General features: G+C 66.0%; 10 protein-coding genes and 1 tRNA gene. 4 read left to right on the top strand and 7 right to left on the bottom strand.

Annotated features, from left to right (window positions below):
- Positions 1–127 precede the first annotated feature (127 nt).
- From sugE to rnr, 4 genes are all read right to left on the bottom strand, one after another.
- Positions 128–451 carry a quaternary ammonium compound efflux SMR transporter SugE gene (sugE, locus tag QRN34_RS19050; protein ID WP_285407073.1) on the bottom strand — a complete coding sequence of 108 codons (324 nt, stop codon included), beginning with the start codon at positions 449–451 and terminating at the stop codon, positions 128–130.
- A gap of 137 nt (positions 452–588) precedes the next feature.
- Entirely contained in the window at positions 589–897 is a 309-nt protein-coding gene (locus QRN34_RS19045; RefSeq protein ID WP_285407072.1) for a hypothetical protein, read from the bottom strand.
- Complete coding sequence (gene rlmB, locus QRN34_RS19040; RefSeq protein ID WP_285407070.1) at positions 894–1,640, bottom strand: 23S rRNA (guanosine(2251)-2'-O)-methyltransferase RlmB; 747 nt, start codon at positions 1,638–1,640, stop codon at positions 894–896. Before rlmB ends, QRN34_RS19045 begins: the two co-directional genes overlap by 4 nt.
- Positions 1,637–4,495 (bottom strand): ribonuclease R, encoded by a 2,859-nt coding sequence (gene rnr / locus QRN34_RS19035; protein WP_345782919.1) that lies wholly within the window; start codon positions 4,493–4,495, stop codon positions 1,637–1,639. The genes rlmB and rnr overlap by 4 nt, the downstream gene beginning before the upstream one ends.
- 120 nt (positions 4,496–4,615) lie before the next feature.
- Between rnr and QRN34_RS19030 the strand changes: the two genes are divergently transcribed.
- From QRN34_RS19030 to QRN34_RS19020, 3 genes are all read left to right on the top strand, one after another.
- Positions 4,616–4,700, top strand: a tRNA-Leu gene (locus QRN34_RS19030).
- Between the two features lie 101 nt (positions 4,701–4,801).
- Positions 4,802–5,884: a DUF4272 domain-containing protein gene (locus tag QRN34_RS19025; protein ID WP_285407068.1), complete on the top strand. Its 1,083-nt coding sequence runs from the start codon at positions 4,802–4,804 to the stop codon at positions 5,882–5,884.
- A gap of 9 nt (positions 5,885–5,893) precedes the next feature.
- Positions 5,894–6,340, top strand: a complete 447-nt coding sequence (locus QRN34_RS19020) for an HIT family protein (protein ID WP_285407067.1) — start codon at positions 5,894–5,896, stop codon at positions 6,338–6,340.
- A 70-nt stretch (positions 6,341–6,410) separates the two neighbouring features.
- Here QRN34_RS19020 and QRN34_RS19015 read toward each other — a convergent pair whose 3' ends face one another.
- Positions 6,411–17,186, bottom strand: a complete 10,776-nt coding sequence (locus QRN34_RS19015) for a non-ribosomal peptide synthetase (RefSeq protein WP_285407065.1) — start codon at positions 17,184–17,186, stop codon at positions 6,411–6,413.
- A 179-nt stretch (positions 17,187–17,365) separates the two neighbouring features.
- On the opposite strand from QRN34_RS19015, the gene QRN34_RS19010 reads away from it, so the two are divergent.
- On the top strand, positions 17,366–17,968 hold the full coding sequence (locus QRN34_RS19010; protein ID WP_285407062.1) for a pentapeptide repeat-containing protein: 603 nt from the start codon (positions 17,366–17,368) through the stop codon (positions 17,966–17,968).
- Positions 17,969–18,013: 45 nt separating this feature from the next.
- Here QRN34_RS19010 and QRN34_RS19005 read toward each other — a convergent pair whose 3' ends face one another.
- The gene (locus QRN34_RS19005; protein WP_285407060.1) at positions 18,014–18,253 is read right to left on the bottom strand and encodes a hypothetical protein; all 240 of its coding nucleotides are present in this window, start codon (positions 18,251–18,253) and stop codon (positions 18,014–18,016) included.
- A gap of 392 nt (positions 18,254–18,645) precedes the next feature.
- Positions 18,646–18,990, bottom strand: a complete 345-nt coding sequence (locus QRN34_RS19000; protein ID WP_285407058.1) for a hypothetical protein — start codon at positions 18,988–18,990, stop codon at positions 18,646–18,648.
- Positions 18,991–19,017 lie beyond the last annotated feature (27 nt).

Here is a 19,017-nt window from a genome sequence, read left to right as displayed (position 1 = left end):
TTCGAATCTACCCCATCGAAAAGACACAAGCGCACGATGTGCGCGAAAAGCCAACGCAGCGGCGATGCAATAACCCCCATCGCCTCATACGCTCGACCCCGATCGCCACAACCAGCGCGATCCACGGCTACGCAGACGCCGACGTCAGCTTCAACCCCAGAATCCCCAGCACGATCAGCCCGACGCACACCAGCCGCAACGGCTGCGCCGACTCACCGAACAACACGATACCGAAAATCACCGCGCCAACGGCGCCGATGCCCGTCCACACCGCATACGCCGTGCCCAGGGGCAGCTGTTTCGTCGCGAAGGCCAGCAGCACGATGCTCACCAGCATCGCGCCCGCGGTGAGGACGCTGGGCAACAGACGGGTGAAGCCCTCGGTGTATTTAAGGCCGACGGCCCAGGCGATTTCGAAAAAGCCGGCCACGACAAGAATCAACCAATACATGGGAGTGTGCTCCGCAAGAGCGGGGTCGTCCCCGCGGAGATGGTGCGCGTTCCGGGGTCGTCCCCGGAAGCGGGCCGGCATTGCGCCGACCCGTTGCCATTATACGGAGCGTGTGTAACCCCGCGCTGACCCGCTCGTCAGACGGAGGGGCCGACGGTCGGACCGGTGGAACCGGTCGTGGGATCGGCCGCGGCCTTGCGTACCTTCGCGCCACGGACGATGCCGTAGACGCTGATCAGGAACCAGGCCAGCTCCTGCACGAACGCCGACAGGTTGAACATGCCGAACACCAGCGACAGCAGGATGCCGAACGCACCCAGCAGGTTCATCACCTGATAGGCGTAACCCTGGCCGGACACCTTGTGCGCCTGGAGCAGGAGGAAGGCGATCAACACCAGTGCCACGCCGACCAGACCCGCCCAGTCGTGCCAGAACATCGCATTCATTTCTTCGCACCTCGCTGACGCAACGCCTCGAACAGGACGACACCCGTGGCGACGGAGACGTTGAGGCTCTCCATCCCGCCGGGCATCGGTATCTTCGCCACGAAATCGCAGGTATCGCGGGTGAGCCGACGCATGCCGTCACCCTCGCTACCCATCACCAGCGCCACCGGCCCCTTCAGGTCGATCGTGTAGATGGACTGGTCGGTGTCGCCGTCCAGCCCGGTGATCCACACGCCGGCGTCCTTCAGCAGGCGCAGGGCGCGGGCCAGGTTGGTCACCGCGATCAGCGGCACCAGGTCGGCACCGCCGGCGGACGCGCGGCGCACGGTGGGCGTGATGCCTACCGCGCGATCCTTCGGTACCACCACCGCCGTCACCTTGGCCGCCGCCGCACTGCGCAGGCACGCACCCAGGTTGTGCGGGTCGGTGACGCCGTCCAGTACGAGCACCAACGCATCCGCGCCCGCCGCCTCGAGCAACGCCGGCAGGGCGCTCTCGTCGCGCAAGGGCGGAGTTTCATAACGCGCGATGACGCCCTGATGGCGTGCTTCGCCACCGAGCTTCTCCAGCTGTTCCTTGGCCACCGGCTTGACGATCAGGCCGAGCTTGCGCGCCTGGCCCGCAATCTCCGCAATGCGAGCGTTCTTCGAACCCTGCTCGATCAGTACTTCACGGATACGATCCGGGTCGTTGACGAGTGCGCCCTCGACCGGATTGATGCCTACGATCCACGACTCGCTCATGCTTGCGGCTTGCTCCTGGGTTTACGCGGACCACGACGCGTCGTGGACTTCTTCGCCGTGGCCTGCTCCGTCGACGGTGTATCCGTCGTCGTTGCGTCCGACGGTGCCGCGGCCTGCTTCCTGGGGGCCTTCTTCACGGCCGGGGCCGACGAACGACCCTCGCCCGACGAACCCGCGCCAGCCGGCGCGCCGCCGCGCTTCGATGTCGCCCTGCCCCGTGCCGGAGCCTCCGACGATGGCGACGGCGGCGTGTCACGCGTGTCGTCGCGACGCGGCCCACGACGGTTGCCCGAGCGGTTGTCGTCCTGGCGCGATTCACCACCGCCCGCCTGACGCGGGCCGCGCTGGCGGGAGCCCCGCTGCGAAGAACGCTCCGAGCGATCGGCCGTGGTTTCCGCCGCCGGCGAACGCTCCGGACGGGCCTTCGGCGCGATCGGTTCCTCGACGGCCACCGGTGCCGGAGTCTTCTTGCCGAAGATGCGGCCGACGGCTTTCTTCGCCGCACGGCCCATCGCCCTGCCCGCTTCCATCATGCCCGAGCGCGGCGCGGCGACCGGTGCGGCCACCTTCGGCGCGGGTTTGGGCAGCGCGGCCAGCCGCGCGATAAGGCGGAAGTCGATCTTGCGATCTTCCAGGCTGGCACGCAGCACCTGCACGCTCACGTAGTCGCCCAGGCGATACGCCGCGCCGGTGCGCTCGCCCTGCAGGAGGTGACGGACTGGATCGAACTTGTAGTAATCGTTGGGCAGCTGCGAGACGTGCACCAGACCCGACACGCGCGAGGCGGCCAGCTCGACGAACAGCCCGAACGAGGTGACGCCGGTGATGGTGCCGGCGAATTCCTCACCAACGTGTTTCTCCATCCAGGCGCACTTGAAGCGCTCGTCCACGTCGCGCTCGGCTTCCTCGGCACGCCGCTCGCGCTGCGAGCAGTGAATGGCCATGGCGGACATCTGCGTGTCGCTGTAGACGTACTCGGACGGCTTGCCCCGCGTGATCGCATAGCGGATCGCACGATGGACGAGCAAATCCGGGTAACGGCGGATCGGCGAGGTGAAGTGCGCGTACGCATCCAGCGCCAGGCCGAAGTGGCCCTGGTTTTCCGGATGGTAGATGGCCATGCTCTGCGCGCGCAGCAGCACCGACTGGATCAGCTCCGCCTCCGGACGATCCTGCACCTTCTTCAGCAGGGCCGAGAAATCCGCAGGCGTAACTTCGTCGGCCGGCGGCATCTTCAGCTTGAACTCCTTGAGGAACTGCAGGAGGTCTTCGTATTTCTCGGCCGGGGGTGTGGCATGCACACGGTACAGCGCAGGCACCTTGCGCTTGGTGAGGAACCGCGCCGCCTGCACGTTCGCGGCGATCATGCATTCCTCGATCATCTTGTGCGCGTCGTTGCGATCCGAAGCGCCCATCGACTGCACATCGCCCGCTGGCCCCAGGCGGAACTTGACTTCCGGGGTCTCGAAATCGATGGCGCCGCGGCGCTTGCGTGCCTTGGCCATCACCTTGTACAGCTTGTGCAGGGTTTCCACCTGCGGCAGCACGTCGGCGATCTCGTCGCGCACGTCGGCATTGCGCTCGCCCACGGCCTGCCAGACCTTGTTATAGGTGAGGCGCGCATGCGAGAACATCACCGCGTCGTAGAACTTGGAGCGGGTGACCTCGCCTTCCTCGTCGATCTCCATGTCGCAGACCATGCACAGGCGCTCGACCTTCGGCATCAGCGAGCAGATGCCGTTGGACAAGGTCTCCGGCAGCATTGGCACGACGAACCCGGGGAAATAGGTGGACGTGCTGCGGTTGTAGCCTTCGACGTCCAGCGGGGTACCCACCGGCACGTAGTGCGAGACGTCCGCGATGGCCACGATCAGGCGGAAACCGCCGTCCTTCAGGGACTCGGCATACACCGCGTCGTCGAAGTCGCGTGCGTCTTCGCCGTCGATGGTGACCAGGGGCAGCTTGCGGATGTCCGTGCGACCCTTGCGTTCTTCCGAGGTGACCTTGGGCTCGATTTCCTCGGCCTGGCGGATGACCTGCGGCGGAAACTCGTGCGGCAGGTCGTGGCTGGCGATGGCCATCTCGACCACCAGCGACGGTTGCAGGCGCTCGCCGAGCACGGCGCGCACGGTGCCCATGGGGCCGCGCTGCTGGGTCGGCGGATCGGTGATTTCCACCACGACGATCTCGCCCGAGCGGGCACCGGCGTCGCGGCCGGCGGGAATCATGATGTTCTGGTGCAGGCGGCGATCGTCCGGCTCGACCAGGGTCACGCCGTTCTCGATCACCACGCGCCCGACCATCCGCGGCGAGCGGCGCTCCAGCACTTCCACGATGGCGCCCTGGCGGCGGCCGCGACGGTCGATGCCGACCACGCTGGCGAGCACGCGATCGCCGTGGAGCACGCTGCGCATCTGCTGCGGCGAGAGGTAGAGGTCGTCGCCGCCCTCGTCCGGACGCAGGAAGCCGTAGCCCTCGGCATTGGCGATGACGCGACCGGGGATCAGGCTGAGTTTCTGCGCCGGCGCGTAGTCGCCACGGCGGTTACGCAGCAGCTGGCCGTCGCGGACCATGGCGCCCAGGCGCTTGTTGAGGGCGACGATCTCGTATTCATCGAACAGGCGCAGCGCCCGGGCGATGTCGTATTCGGCCAGCAGCTCGCCGCGCTCCTCCAGCAGGGCCAGGATGGCCTCACGGCTGGGGATGGGCTTCTCGTAGCGCTGGGCTTCGCGCTCGGCATGGGGATCGACCACGGCATGCGCGGGGGTGTTGCCTTCCGGCGCCTTGCCGGCGCGGCTGGCCTTGGGTTTACGGGGACCGCGTTCGGTATCCGAACCTTTCGTTTTCTTTGTCACGTAAGAACCTTTGAAGGGGGATGGGAAATAGTTTCACATCCGGGGTGCAAAATAGTTGACAAGCATACTCGACCTACCTAATCTACGCGGCTCACGGGGCAGCGATGCTTCGGGACACCTGCCCAGGTGGCGGAATTGGTAGACGCACTAGTTTCAGGTACTAGCGGGTAAAACCGTGGAGGTTCGAGTCCTCTCTTGGGCACCAATTATAGACGAAGCCTCGCAGCGATGCGGGGCTTTGTTGTTTCCGGGGTTCAGGAAGGCCTCGCGATAGAATCGTCGGAACCTGCGAAGGAAGCCTCCTCCATGTTCACACGCCTCACATCGATGCTCTCGTCCCCCACGGGCGGCGACCCGGACGCAAGCGAACTCCGCTTGAACGTCTATGCCACGGTAAGCACGCTACCCGCACTCGATTTTCCCCATCGCGTGCTCGGACAGCGCGACCTGGGCGACCCCGACCTGATTGGGCACCTCGAGGGATTCATCGGCTATGTGCTCAGCCGCGGCGATGGTGAGATGACGCGCGTGCGCTATCACCTGATGCGGCACCTGCAGAGGGTGCAGCATCACGTCAGCCTGAGCGTCGCGCCATCCGCCCTCCCCACGTTCTCGCGATGGACCGAACGGGCAAACGCGGTGGTCTTTCACGACGACGGAAGCGTCCGCGACACGGCTGGCCGCGTGCTGATCGACAGTGAGGGCGACGGCGATCCTGCCGCGGACGTCCCCTATCCCGCCGATGCCGTGGCGAGGAAAGCCGTCATCGAGACCGAACTCTCGGAGAAAGGCATACACACCTCGACCAGCCTGCCACCGGTGGTCGGTGAGGAAGAAGCCCAATGGCGTACACCGGCGGACGTCGTCGGACGCGTGATGGCCTTGCTTATCGTAAGCGCCTATGCGGAAGGCATCCGCGACGGCGAACGGCTCGATGTCGAACAGATGCGCGAGCGCCTCCCAGGAGCCTTCCCGTATCTGTCGCCGGACGAACAAGCGTTCCTCCAGGCCGATAACCCGGATGAGCATCTCGTCACCCAGATGGGTTGGCGCTACGAGAGCATGGCGACCCTGGCCTGGGCGGCAGGACTTTGGCCGGACCACCCTGCGCCGGATACCATTTGCGATGTCGCCGGCCTCACGGCCAGCCTGCTCGATGACGCGGAGCATGGAATGCCGACTACGCCTGGCCTGCGTCTCACCGACGATATCCTCGACGCGCTCGACATGACATTCCGCACGCATTGGGTCATACGCGAGGCTGAGCTCGGCCGCCGCGACTTCCCTCCCCATGTCATCCCGGGCGTGATCCAGGAACGTCATCACGCGCTGAACTGGCTTGTGCGCTTCGAGCAGGCCGAATGGGATGACGTGACGACGCCGACATAGTGGATATGCATGAAGAACGCACCTCCCGGATACTTATGCCCGTTCTGCGGTATCGCCGAGACGCTGCCGCTGCCGGCGCCGGAATCAGCGGTCGTCCTGATCGAAAGCACTGTATTCGCGTTGGTGCCCACGCACTACTACGGCGGGATAAAAGGCAATTGTCTGGTGATACCGCGGATGCACCATGAAAACGTGCTGGATATCCCGGACGACCTTGGACAGGCGTTCTTTCGCACGACACGTCGACTGGCACAGGCGATGCGGAGCGTTTTTCAGTGCGATGGAATCTCCACCCGCCAGCACAATGGACCCGCCGGCAACCAGGATGTCTGGCACTACCACTTGCATGTCTTTCCACGATACGACAACGACGGACTGTATACGGGGAAGAAGTCGTCCTACTCGACCGAAGAACGGGTCGAGCTTGCGGCCCGTCTGCGAACCGCCTTGCAATAACGGTACCTGCCACGCACAACGCCGCCCGCACGGAAGCCGATGGCGGGCCTCCCTGCCCGCCCTGACTGGATCAAGCCGGCTGCACCATCTGCCCATAACGCCACCGCACATACCTGCACAATAGCTCGGGCGTCATCGCCGTAGCGCGCACGCCGTCACCGGCGAACTCGACCATCGCATTGCCCAGTTCGATCGGCGCACGAGCCTTCGTCCCGACCGGTGGTTCCGACAGTTCGACCGGCATCACAGTGGCGAGGCGCCCGGTGGCGGGATGCTCGCCGAGTTGCTGCCGCCACTTTTGATAGTCCACACGCTGCACGTCCAGCTCGTCGATGGCCGCGACCTGTCGGGTCAGTTCGCCGAGCATGAACGATCGTGGGTTGGTGAGGTTGAGGCTACGGCCGCGCATGTCGCCTCGCAGCGACAGGGTCACGATCGCGTCGGCCATGTCGTCCACCGGCAATGAATTGATAGGCGTATCGATGTCCGGCACGCACTCGAGAACGAGGCACGCATCGATGAACAGGCTCCACGTATCGGTGGCGTTGCTGGCGCCGTTCCCACGGGCGCCCGCGATATGCGTGGGACGATAGACCGTGTACGGGATGCCGCGCTCGCCACCGACGCGCAACAGCCGCTCGGCCACCCACTTGCTTTGCGCGTAGCCCGAAGGAAGGCCACGCCAGTGCTCGGCCAGCTGCGTCTCCTTCACGATGTCCGGTCCGGCGCTCTCGACCGGCGGTATCGTGCTGAGCGTGGATACGTAGTGGATGTGCTTGGGCGTGCCCCGCGCTGCCAGGCGCAGGATCTCCTGGGTGCCCGTCACGTTGGCCGCTTTCAGGCTGGCGTACGTGTGCAACGAATCCACCCACGCCCCGTTATGGTGGATCGTATCGATCATGTCGGCCAGGCGATCGAAACACGCCTCGGTCAGACCGAGCTTCGGCTGCGCGAGATCGCCCGGCACGATCACCACGCGGGCGGGATCGATCCCGGCGATGCCGAACCGCCGGATAGTCGCTGCCAGCCGCGACCATCCGTCCGCAGGGTCGATACAACGGACAAGGCAGTGCACCGTCGCCTGCGTCTGCCGTAGCAACGATGCAAGCAGGAATACCCCGAGAAAACCCGACGCACCCGTGAGCAGGATATGCGCCGGTGGCGCGTGGTCTCGAGGTCGCGCATCGGCACGGATGGCCTCGTCGAGCACGATCTCCCTGTCCAGGTCGAGGACGAGCGACGGCGGGAGCGTATCGGCCGGAGACATCAGTTGCGCCATGTCCGTCAACACCGGACAGCGGAACACATCGCGTACCGCCACCGACATGTCCATGACCTCGTTGATGCGCATGACCAGTTGCACGACCAGCATCGAGTGGCCGCCGAGCTCGAAGAAGTGATCGTGTCGGCCGACGCGCTCGACACCCAGCACCTCGCGCCACAACCTCGCCAGCGTGTTCTCGGCTCCGGCGTGCGGCGGCTCCCAGGCACGCCGGGCGTATGCACCATCGTCCGGCATGGGCAGGGCCTTGCGATCCAGCTTGCCGTGCGCGGTGAGCGGCATCGACCTGAGCACGACGAAAGCCGCAGGGAGCATGTAGTCCGGCAGCCGCACGGCCAGGTGATCGCGCAGGAGGGCAACGTCCGCGTCTCCATCGGCATCCACCACCACGTAGGCCACCAGGCGCTGCTCGCCCGGTCGATCCTCGCGGGCCATCACGACACACTCCCGCACCATGGGATGCATCGCCAGCTGGCTCTCGATCTCGCCCAGTTCGATGCGGAAGCCGCGCAACTTGACCTGATGATCGTTGCGTCCCACGAAGACGAGATTGCCGTCCGCCAGGTAGCGGACAAGGTCGCCGGTGCGGTACATGCGTGCGCCGGGCCGCGCATCGAACGGATCGGGAACGAACCGTTCGGCCGTCAGTACGGGCCGGTCGAGGTAGCCGCGTCCGACCCCTACCCCGCCGATATGCAACTCACCAACGCTGCCACACGGCACCGGCAGACCCTGCTCGTCGAGCACATACAGGCGTGTATTGGCGAGCGGCCTGCCGATCGGCACGCTGGCCGGTGCGCCAGGCTCGTCCGGGGCCAGCCACACCGTGGCGCATACCGTGATTTCGGTTGGGCCGTACGCGTTGGCCATACGGGCATGGCGTTGCCAGGTGGCCACCAGCCCCGGCGCGGATGCGTCACCCACGAAGACGAGCGTGGGTCGATGCGACCAGCGAGGGGTTTCGAGGTGGCCTTGCAGGAAGGCCGGCGGCAGCGAGGCGTGGGTTATGCCGTGGCGCCCAATGAAGGCGAGGAAAGCGGCCGGATTCAGCCGCTCCGCCTGCGTGGGGACATACAGCGCACTGCCCGTGGCGAGGGCCATCACGCTCTCGAAGACGCTGGCATCGAAGCCGGGCGAGGCGAACTGGCTGATCCGGCTGTTTGCGTCCACGCCCAGCCGCTCGCTCAGCGACAGCGCAAGGTTGACCACCGCGTGGTGTTCCACCATGACGCCCTTCGGCTTGCCGGTGGAACCGGAGGTATAGATGACGTACGCGAGCATGCGTGCATCGAAGCCGCCCACGTCGGGGTTGTCGGTTTCCTCGCCGTCCCGGCCGAGCCAGTCCGCCAGATCGAGCGCGTCGCGCGCCGCGAGCGCCGTCGCGCCGAGCGCCGCGCGTCCGGCGGCGTCGTAAAGCAGGAGCCCGGGCGCGGCATCGTCCAGGATATGGTCCAGACGCGCCGAGGCGTACGCCGGGTCGAGCGGCACGTACGCGGCGCCGGTCTTCAGTACGGCGAGGAGCGCGACGAACATGGCCGAACCCTTGCCGACACACAGCGCCACCCGGCCGCCTGGGCGCACGCCCCGCGCGATCAGTTCGTGGGCGAGACCGTTGGCGCGAGCGTTCCACTGTGCGTACGAGAGCGTTTCCGAAGCATCGACCAGTGCGGGCGCGTCCGGTGTGTCGCGCGCCCAGCGCTCCACCAGCTGGTGCATGCCCGTCTGCGCGGGATACGATGCCTCGGTACGGTTCCACTCGTCCAGCAGTTGCCGCCGCTCGGGCACGGCGAGCAACGGGATGGCCGCTATCGTCGCGGCGTCATCGGCCACCATGGCTTCCAGGACGGTATGCAGGTAGCCGGCGTGACGCGCCATGGTGTCGTCGTCGAACAAGGCGGTGGCGTAGTTGAAGCCGCCCTGGATACTGCCGTCCACGTCGCTCAGGATCAGCTCGATATCGAACTTCACCCAGTCGAACGCGGGCAGCGGCTCCACCGCGATGCCGGGCAATGACAACCGACCCTCGTCGTGGCTCTGCCAGGCGAACAGCACCTGGACCAGCGGTGTGCGATCGACGCGCCGGGGCACCTGCGCGATCTCCACCACCTGGTCGAACGGAAGGTCCTGGTGCGCCTGCGCATCCAGCGCGACCTGCCGCACGTGGTCGAGCAGCGAAGCAACGTCGTGTGGGGCGGCGAGGTCGATGCGCAGCGCGAGGGTATTGATGAAGAAGCCGATCAGCGCTTCCAGTTCTTCCCGCCCGCGTCCCGCGGTGGGCGTACCAATCATCACCTCCGACTGACCGGCGAGCCGTGACAGCACCGCGGCCCAGGCGGCCAGCACCACCATGAACAGGGTCGTGCCGTGCTTGTGGGCAACACGTTTGAGTGCACGCGTCAGCGTGGGGTCCAGTGTCAGTGGAAGGAACGCACCGGCGAACGACTGACGTGCTGGACGCGGCCTGTCCGTCGGCAGGGTCAGCAGGGACGGTGCGTCCGCGAGCTGCCGTCGCCAGTACGCGGCTTGCGCCGTGAGGCGGTCCCCGCTCATGCGGTCGCGTTCCCAGAGGGCGTAGTCGGCGTACTGGATCGGCAGCGGCAGCAGCGCGCTATCCACGCCGTCCACGCCGGCGGCATAGAGGGCGCCGAGTTCGGCGGCGACGATGCCGAGCGACCAGCCGTCGGCCACCAGGTGATGCAGGGTCAGTTGCAGCACATGACGCGACTCGCCCACCCTGACCAGGCTGGCGCGAACCAGGGGGCCGGCGGCGAGGTCGAACGGACGGTTCCTGTCCTCGGCCAGGAAGCGTGTCAACGCGGCCTCGATGTCGGGCCGGTCACGCAGGTCGTCGTGGTGCAGGTCCGGGCCGCGATCCTCATCGAGGACCATGGTGTGTGGTCGCCCGTGCTCGGCGACGAACACGGTGCGCAGGCTCTCATGGCGCGCCAGCAGGCGGCGGAATGCGCTGCGCAGGGCGGCCACGTCGAGGTCACCGTCGAGACGCACCGTCAGTGGGATGTGGTAAGTGGCGCTGTCACCCTCGAGCTGGGCGAGGAACCAGAGCCGTTGCTGGGCGTGTGACAGCGGGGCGCTGTCCCCGCGAGACGCTCGCGGGATGACCTCGAGGCCCGTGTCGCCTATCCTGAGCCGGCTGTCGGCCAGCACGCCGGCCAGCTCGCTGAGTACCGGGTGCGCGAACAGCTCGGCCAGCGGCAACGCCACGCCGAAACGCTGCGACAGGCGACTCAGCAGCCGCACTGCGATCAGCGAGTGGCCGCCCAGCTCGAAGAAGTGATCGTGCCGCCCGACCCGCTCCACGCCGAGCAGGTCCTGCCACAACGCGGCCAGTCCCGCCTCGATCTCGCCTTGCGGCGGCGCATAGACCGAGCGCGCAAACGCCTGCTCGTCGGGTAACGGCAACGCGCGGCGATCCAGCTTGCCGTGCGCGGTCAGGGGAATGGCGGCCAGACGCACGAATGCCGCGGGCACCATGTAGCCCGGCAGCAGGCCGGCGAGGTGCGCATGCAGCGTGGCCGCCAAGCCGTCGTCCTGGCACGGCGCGACGACATAGGCGACCAGTTGCGTCTCGCCACGCGTATCCGCGCGTGCGATCACCGCGCACTCCCGTACCGCCGGATGATCGGCGAGGTGGGCCTCGATATCGCCCAGCTCGATGCGGAAACCGCGGACCTTGACCTGATGGTCATTGCGGCCGAGGCAGACCAGTCGCCCATCCGGCAGGTAACGGGCAAGGTCGCCCGTGCGATACATGCGCGCATCGGGGCGGGTGTCGAACGGATCGCGCACGAACCGCTGGGCGGTCAGTTCGTCGCGATCGAGATACCCGCGCGCGATGCCCACGCCGCCGATGTACAACTCGCCGACGGCACCCAGCGGCACCGGCACGCCCTGGGTATCGAGCACATAGGCGCGGGCGTTGGCGATGGGACGCCCGATGGGTACGTGGCTGGGCGAATCGCCGATCGACCCCGGGCCGAGCGTCTGCGCCGTGACCACATGGGTTTCCGTGGGTCCGTAGTGATTGTGCAGGGCGCACGCCGGCAAGCGCGCGAACAGGCGCTTGATCTGCGGGGTCAGGCGCAACTGCTCGCCGGCCACGGCCACCTCGCGAAGGTCCGGCAGCAGTTCACCGTGGACGGAACCCTCGTCGATCGCCTCGGCCAGCGACTGCAAGGCGATGTACGGCAGGAAGACGCGCTGCACGCGTTGCTCGCGCAACACGTCCACCAGCACCTCGAACTGCAGCCGAACCGCCGCGTCCACCAGGACCAGCGCTCCCCCGAAACAAAGCGTGGCGAAGATCTCCTGGAACGCCACGTCGAAGCCGAGCGCTGCGTATTGCAGGGTACGCGGTGCCGGGGCGCCCGCATGTTCGCTCTGCGTTCGTTGCCAGTGCACCAGGTTGACCAGCGGCCCGTGCGGCATGGCGACGCCTTTCGGCGTGCCCGTGGAGCCGGACGTGTAGATCACGTAGGCGAGGTTGGTATCCGTCGCGCCGGGCAAGGGGTCAAGGTCGTCCGATGCAAGCGCGTCGTCTTCGGGCGGCGCCCTATCGAGGTCGATCGTGCGGTGTGTCGCTAGCGACCGGTCGCCCACTGCGCGTCGCCCCGCCCCGTCGGCAAGCAGCAGCGTCGCGCCCGCTTCATCGAGCACCTGCTGCAACCGTTCCGCGGGGTAGGCGGGATCGAGCGGTACGTAGCAGGCGCCCGCCTTGAGGATGGCCAGCATGGCGGTGACCATGGCGAAGCCGCGCTCGGCGCAGAGCGCGACGCGCTGGTCGGTTCGGCCCTCCGCACCGATGCCCAGCGCACGTAGATGACGCGCCCGGCGGTTCGCCTCCCGGTTCAGCGCGCCATAGGCCAGCCGCGCCTCGCCGTGGATGAGGGCGATCGCGTCCGGCGAGCGTGCCGCCTGCCGTTCGAAGAGTCGGTGGATGCCCTCCTCCCGCGCGACGGATACCTCGGTACGATTCCAGCGTTCGAGCAAGGCCCGTTCGTCGGCACCGGATAATTCGGTGCGGGATAAAGGCAGCGTCGTGTCGGCGGCCATGGCATCCAGCACGGCTCCCAGGTAGCCCACGTGGCGCTCGATCGATGCCTCGTCGAACAACGCCGTGGCATAGCCGAGTCCGCCGACGATGGCGTCTTCGTCCTCGTAGAGATGCAGTTCCAGGTCGTAGCGGATCGCCGCGAGTGACATCTCTGCCTGGCTCACCTCGATGCCCGGCAACGCGAAGCGCCCGCGGTCGTTGCTCTGCCAGGCGATGAGCACCTGGAACAGCGGCGAATGGTCCAGCCGCCGCGACGGACGCGCGAGCTCCACCACCTGCTCAAACGGCAGGTCCTGGTTTTCCTGTGCCGCGAGGATGCGCTGGCGCACCCGGGCGAGCATCCCGGCGGTATCCGGCTCGCCGGACACGTCCAGGCGCAGGGCCAGCGTGCTGACGAAGAAGCCGATGAGCGGCTCGATCTCGCGCTGCCCGCGGTTGGCAGAGAGCGTTCCGATCACCACGTCGTCCTGACCCGAAAGGCGCGCCAGCACGCTCGACCACGCCGCCGTAAGCAGCATGAACAGGCTCACGCCGTGCCGGGCGCACACCTGCCTGAGGCGGCCGGCCACCGTGGCATCGACCCGCAGCGGCACCACCGCACCTGCGAACGACTGGCGCGCCGGGCGCGGTCGATCTGTCGGCAGGTTGAGCAAGTCCGGCGCGCCGGCCAGCGTGTGCCGCCAATAGTCGACCTGGCGTTGCAAGCGCTGGGGAGTCAGCACCGCACGCTGCCAGGCGGCATAGTCGGGATACTGCACCGGCAACGGCGGCAGCGCGTCGTCCTGCCCTTGCGCAAACGCGGTGTACAGCGTGCCGATCTCGCGGGCCAGCAGGTGCAGGGACCAGCCATCCGCGACGATGTGGTGCATGCCCAGCAGCAACGTGCAGTCGCGGTCAGCGACACGCACGAGGCAGGCGCGGACCAGCGGCCCGTGTTCGAGGTCGTACGGCGTGCGCGCGTTATCGTCGGTGTATCGGACCAGTGCGCCGTCGGGATCGCTCGTCCCGCGCAGGTCATGTTCGACGAACGGGAACGCGGTATCCGTCGGCAGCAGCGCGGCATGCGGCTCGCCGTCGATCGCACGGAACACGGTGCGCAAGGCCTCATGCCGCGCCAGCAGGCGGTCCAGGCTGCGGTGAAGCAGCGCCCCGTCCACCTCGCCCGTCATGCGTACCACCAGCGACACGTGATAGATCGCGCTGTCACGGTCCAGCTGGTCCATGAACCACAGGCGCTGCTGTGCGTAGGACAGCGGCAGCGTCTCCCCGTGGACGACGGGACGGATGGGCGGCAGGACAGGAGGCGCGTCTTCGCGCCCAAGCGCCTCGACGGCCACGGCCAGCTCGGCCACGGTAGGGTGACTGAACAGCGTGGCCAGCGGCAGCACACGATCGAAGGCCTGCGCCATGCGACCGAGCAGGCGAATGGCGACCAGCGAGTGGCCGCCGAGTTCGAAGAAGTGATCGTGACGCCCGATGCGCTCGATGCCCAGCAATTCCCGCCATAGCGTCGCCAGTTCGGTTTCCACCTCGCCCCGGGGCGCCTCGTAGTGCCGCAGCGCGAACGCCTCGTCGCCGGGTTCGGGCAGCGCCTTGCGATCGAGCTTGCCGTTCGGCGTGAGCGGAAAGGCGTCCAGACGGACGAAGGCGGACGGCAGCATGTAATCGGGCAAGTCGACGGCGAGATGCGCTCGCAACAGTCCGGCGAGTGCGGCATCGTCGGCCTCGCTGCCCCGGGCCACGACATAGGCGACGAGCCGTCGCGCGAATCCCTCGCCCAGCGCGAGTACGACCGTCTCATGCACCGATGAATGCGTCGCGAGACGGGCCTCGATCTCACCCAGCTCGATGCGATACCCGCGCACCTTGACCTGGTGATCGTTGCGACCCAGGAATTCGATCGCGCCATCCGGCAGATAACGACCCAGGTCGCCGGTGCGGTACATGCGCGCACCAGCACGGTTCGCGAACGGGTCGTCGATGAAACGCTCGGCGGTCAGCGTCGGCCGGTGGAGATAGCCTCGCGCCACGCCGCTACCGCCGATGTACAGCTCACCGACGGCCCCCACAGGCACGGGCTTTTGGAGGGCGTCGAGCAGATGCACCTGGGCATTCGACACCGGGCGTCCGATCGACGGCACGCGGGGCACCTCGTCCATGCGCAACAGCGTGGCGTTGACGGTCGCCTCGGTGGGCCCGTAGGCATTGAACAGCGTGGGCCGGTGCCCTGCCCTCGCGAACCATGCGGCCACCGCGGAAGGACTGATGGCATCCCCACCCACGCTGACCCGGCGCAAGGTGTCTGGCAGCGGCAGTTCGGGGCGTTCCGTGGCCAGCTGCGCCCAGAACGTGTTGGGAAGGTTGATCCAGGTCAGGCGGTGCTCGGCACAGAAGGCGGCAAACGCCGCCGGCGAGGCCAGGCAGGCATCGGTGCGCAACACGAGCGTGGCACCGGTGACCAGCGCGGGAAAGATTTCCTCCACCGACATGTCGAAGGCCAGGGAAGCGAACTGCAACAGACGGTCGCCGGGCCGCAGGTCGTAGGCACGCTGCAACGCGACGACCTGGTGGGCGACGTGACGGTGCTCGACCATCACCCCCTTGGGTTGCCCGGTGGAGCCCGAGGTATAGATGACGTAGGCCAGGTGCTGCGAGGTCACGCCAGCCACCTCGGGGTTGCTCGCAGGCAGCGTGATCCACGGTGGCGAAGGCAGGTCCAGCCGCAGGTGCGTCGTCGCGTCTACGGAGGCACCCAGTGCACGGCACCCCGTCTCGTCCGTCAGCAGCAGGCGCGGCTGGGCATCGTGCAGCAGATAGGCCAGGCGCTCCGGCGGATACGTCGGATCGATGGGGACGTAAGCACCTCCCGCCTTCAAGACGGCCAACAGGCCCACCACCATCGACACGCTTCGTTCGAGGCACAGCGCGATCCGGTCGTCCGGCTGCACGCCCATCGCCAGGAGATGGTGGGCAAGCCGGTTGGCGCGTCGGTTGAGTTCGGCGTAGGTGATCGATACATCGCCGTGCACCAGTGCGATGGCATCCGGCTGCCGGTCGACGCAGCGCTCGAACCACGTGTGCAGGCACGTATCGGGGTAAGCGACATCGGTCGCGTTCCAGTCCGCGAACTGCTTCCGTTCGCTCGCGAGCACGACGGGTATCGAGGCCAGGGGGGCGTGGGCATCCGCCAGCAACGCCTCCATGAAGACGATGAACCGCTCGCGCAACATGGCGATCTCACCGTCGTCGAAGTACGCGCAGCCGAAGATGAAGAACATCGTCGACTCGCCCGTCCCCAGGTCATCACGGACGCACAAACGCAGCGGCGTGCCTTCGTGGTCGTTCGTGCACTTCACGACCCATCCGCGGACCGTGCCGAATAACAGTTCGGTGCCGCCATGCTCGTAGGAGATGGAAAGGTCGTAGAGCTGTGCGCGATGGCTCCGGAAAAGGTCCAGGCCCTCGTTCAACGCGCCGACGGGGAAGCGCTGGTGTCGATACGCCTGGCGCAAGGCCGGCGCGATGGACGCGATCAAGGCGACGAACGAATCGCTCGTATCGAACGCCAGGCGCATCGGCAGGACATTGGTGAACATGCCGGCGGTGCGCCGCGCCGCGGCGTCCTTGCGGTTCAGGACGGACAGGCCGACAGCCAGTTCGTCACGCTGTTCCAGGCGCAGGAAGAACGCCTGGAACAAGCCGAGAAAGACCTGGAATCGCGTCGATCCATGCGTGGCGACCAGGGCGTCGATCTTCTCGTCCAGATCGCGCGACAGCCGCCACGAATATTCACCGGTCGAAAAAGGCTGACCGACGACCGTGTCGCGATGGCGGGGCGCGAGCAACGGATCGGGCACGTCCGGGTAGATGCCAAGCCAGTGGTCGCGATCCTTGTCGAACGACGCAGAACCCAGGTAGGCGGCATCGTTGGCTACGAACGCGAGATAGGACGGTGCCTCGGTATCCGGCGCCTCACCATTCTCCAGCGCGTTGTACAGGCTGGCGACGGACTGGATGATGGTATCGATGCCCCAGCCATCGACGACGATGTGATGCGCGCAGATGAACCACTGGAACCGGCTCTCCGAGAGCTTGATGAGCGCGCAGCGAAACAATGGCCCATCGAAGAGATCGAATGGTGTGTTGATGCACTCGCGAATCCACGCCCGCGCGTGCTGCTCGGGCGCCTCGCGGTCGGAAACATCGAGCAACGGCAGCGACATCGCAAGTTCTTGCGTTATGACCTGTCCGGGCGTGTCCTCGCCTCTCGAAACCAGACGCAAACGCAGGCAATCGTGCTTACGCACGGCGAGTTGCAGGGCCTGGCGGAAGCGTGCCGCGTCCACGCCGCCGAAGAGGTCGACGTACCCACCGATGTTGTAGGTCGGCGTGCGGCCCTTCATCAGTTGATCGTGATAGATATCCCGTTGCGGGCTCGAAAGCGCATGCACAGCCGCGCCTTCGCACACACGGCGCGATTCAGCCAATGACATGATGCATTATCCTGCATGGGAAATGCGGAAAATAGTACACAGCCATGATGGGGCAATTGTGATGGTAGCCGGCATCGCATCGCGCAGCGCCCTCGCACACAGTTGCACCGGTTACGCAAGATTGAACACGTGACAGTGAAGCCGGACAATCGCCGCTGTGTTCCGCAGGCCCTCCCCCCATGAACGAACGTATCGGCACGGAAAGCGATTTTTACCTCAAGGCGTTCCAGGGCATGGACTATGCCGAAAGCATCCTCGCCACGCTCACCTTCGAGGAATGCACGTTCACCCGCTGCACGTTCAGTGATGCAACGTTCGATCACTGCAAGTTCATCGACTGCACGTTCGCAGCCTGCGACCTGAGCAACATCAAGATCAAGGCCAGCAAGTTCCAGGGCGTGACGTTCAACGAATGCAAGGTCATCGGCGTGGACTGGACGCGAGCGGACTGGCCGCGGTACGCCGCGCCGGCCAAGCTCGCTTTCCGCAAGTCGGTGCTGGACTACTCATCGTTCTTCGACCTCGATCTACAGGAGATCGTCATGGAGGAATGCAAGGTCCGCCACGTCGACCTGCGCCAAGGCAACTTCACGCGGGCGAACTTCACCTATTCCGACTTTGCGGAAGCTCTCTTCGGGAAGACGAAGCTGGGGGGTGCGGATTTTTCAGAGTCCACCAATTACGTCATGGACATCCGCGATAACCAGATCAAGGGAGCCAGGTTCACCCGCACGGAAGCGTCCGGGCTGCTGCATGGCCTGGGCATCGAACTGGTGGATTGAAGCGAGCACCGGGCTGGTGAAGCCCGTGCTTCGGCTATGGACACGTTAGGGATGACGTTGCTCGGCGTGCTCGAATTTGACGATCACGATGATGAGCAGTGCAACGGACAGCACGGCGATACCTCCGCCGACCAGCCAAGGGTGGGCTGCCCTGTCCACAACCTGCGGCAGCGCGATCATCGTCACCGCATAGATCGCCATGACCAGCCAGCCCTGCCAGCGGCGCGGGCCGATGCCCCAGCCGATGCGCTTCTTGCCGAACCACGCGTTTGAGTCAGCGTTCATATGAACAGCCATGGATGCCAGGCGATCAATTTACGCCTAGCTGATCGAAAGAAGGTACGAGAAAAATACTTCTTTTTCCGCAGCTCTTGCCGGACAGTCCATAAGACCGCAGGCTATCGCTTCAATCGTCGACTCACCAAGGACACAGGGATGACAGCGCGCTTATCGTACCGTCTGGCTCTCTGGCGCGCCGGCGCCTTCTACGGAATCCTAATCACGGTCGCTTTGCTTATCTTCGTTCCGGCGGGACTTCGCGAAGCAGGATGGCAAGTCGCGAAAGCCTGGGGCCTGGCAGAGTTTGCGGCACCGCTGTGCCTGACGGGTGCTTTGCCGGGCGCCTTGGTAGCGGACCTTGTCTATCGACGCCGGGGCCGGTCTACGCCCACATCGCCTTAGGCGTAAGGATATTCGACGAACAGGGGCTGGCCGGCATGATGATCTTGCATGGTCGCCATGACAGAGACGACATCCTCTCTATCGTGAGGGTCGATCCAGTGCGCCATGATGGTCAGTGTATAGCCATCCCCACGAAGCCGTTTCACCTCGGTGTCGTCGAGAATGCCGGCATTGATCCACGCTTCCGAGGCACCTCGCGGCAGGACCGCAACCGTCTCAGCCCAACCCGTGGCAGTCAATACGAGAAAGATCATTTCGTGCTTCCCATGGATAGCAATACTCCTTGCCGATAACGCGCCAGCAACACCGGCACGGACCGCGACGATAGGAAAGGCTTCCATAGCCTCACCCTATGGATTCGATAGGAT

The sequence above is a fragment of the Luteibacter sp. ME-Dv--P-043b genome (assembly GCF_030209605.1).
Taxonomy (GTDB): domain Bacteria; phylum Pseudomonadota; class Gammaproteobacteria; order Xanthomonadales; family Rhodanobacteraceae; genus Luteibacter.
The sequence above is the reverse complement of the archived record's forward strand: the minus strand, read 5'-3'. Positions and strand labels throughout refer to the sequence as shown.

What these genes read in the sequence shown, in the direction of transcription:
- QRN34_RS19045 (WP_285407072.1), bottom strand. Translation starts at nt 897, where the DNA reads ATGAATGCGATGTTCTGGCACGACTGGGCGGGTCTGGTCGGCGTGGCA.
- QRN34_RS19020 (WP_285407067.1), top strand. Translation starts at nt 5,894, where the DNA reads ATGAAGAACGCACCTCCCGGATACTTATGCCCGTTCTGCGGTATCGCC.
- QRN34_RS19025 (WP_285407068.1), top strand. Translation starts at nt 4,802, where the DNA reads ATGTTCACACGCCTCACATCGATGCTCTCGTCCCCCACGGGCGGCGAC.
- rlmB (WP_285407070.1), bottom strand. Translation starts at nt 1,640, where the DNA reads ATGAGCGAGTCGTGGATCGTAGGCATCAATCCGGTCGAGGGCGCACTC.
- QRN34_RS19000 (WP_285407058.1), bottom strand. Translation starts at nt 18,990, where the DNA reads ATGGAAGCCTTTCCTATCGTCGCGGTCCGTGCCGGTGTTGCTGGCGCG.
- sugE (WP_285407073.1), bottom strand. Translation starts at nt 451, where the DNA reads ATGTATTGGTTGATTCTTGTCGTGGCCGGCTTTTTCGAAATCGCCTGG.
- QRN34_RS19015 (WP_285407065.1), bottom strand. Translation starts at nt 17,186, where the DNA reads ATGTCATTGGCTGAATCGCGCCGTGTGTGCGAAGGCGCGGCTGTGCAT.
- QRN34_RS19005 (WP_285407060.1), bottom strand. Translation starts at nt 18,253, where the DNA reads ATGAACGCTGACTCAAACGCGTGGTTCGGCAAGAAGCGCATCGGCTGG.
- QRN34_RS19010 (WP_285407062.1), top strand. Translation starts at nt 17,366, where the DNA reads ATGAACGAACGTATCGGCACGGAAAGCGATTTTTACCTCAAGGCGTTC.